The 701-nt window shown below is 71.5% G+C and carries 1 protein-coding gene; it reads left to right on the top strand.

Translation table 11 applies throughout. The annotated features are described in order from the left end of the window. Window positions 1-701 (top strand): RHS repeat domain-containing protein (locus NK214_RS24890; protein WP_253315807.1); only part of this gene is annotated, 701 nt, incomplete at both ends.

Below are 701 nucleotides of genomic sequence, written 5' to 3'. Positions count from 1 at the left end.
TTGCAGAACAGTTCGTTGGCGGCCTTGGGCGGGCAGGGTCAGTTGGGCGAGGCCGCCTTCGGCCGCGGCGGCGAACGGGTCTACGTCAACGCCGGCAACGGCAATCTGGTGCTGCAGCGCCGCGACGAATTCCTCGCCGGCAACGGGCTGCCGATCCAGCTGGTCCGCACCTACAACAGCCAGGGGCAGGGCGGCGACGCCGGCAACTGGCGCCTGGGCTACAGCCGCCAGCTGTTCGACTTCAGCGGCGCCCCGGGCAGCGCCGGCTCGCAGCTGCGCCGTCAGGCCGAGGACGGCAGCGACACCCTGTACCGCTACGACGCGGCGCGCGGCCTCTACCTGGCGCAAGGCGGCGCCGGGGCCGAAGACACCGTGCGCTGGGACGGCCAGGCCTGGATCTGGACCGACGGCGACAGCCAGAGCCAGGAGCGTTACGACGGCGCCGGCCGGCTGCAGCAAGTGCAAAGCCGCGACGGCCAGACCGTCGCGCTGGGCTACGACGGCGCCGGCCGCATCGTCAGCCTGCGCAGCGCCGACGGCGAGACGCTGTTCATCGACTACGACGCCCAGGGCCATCTGAGCCAGCTGCGCAGCGTGTACCGCGACGGCGAGCAGAACAAGACCCTGACCCGCACCCGCTACGGCTACGACGAGCAGAACCGGCTGAGCAGCGTCACCACCGACCTCAGCCCCGACGACAA

The sequence above is a fragment of the Chromobacterium sp. S0633 genome, assembly GCF_024158805.1.
Lineage (GTDB): Bacteria > Pseudomonadota > Gammaproteobacteria > Burkholderiales > Chromobacteriaceae > Chromobacterium.
The sequence above is the reverse complement of the archived record's forward strand: the minus strand, read 5'-3'. Positions and strand labels throughout refer to the sequence as shown.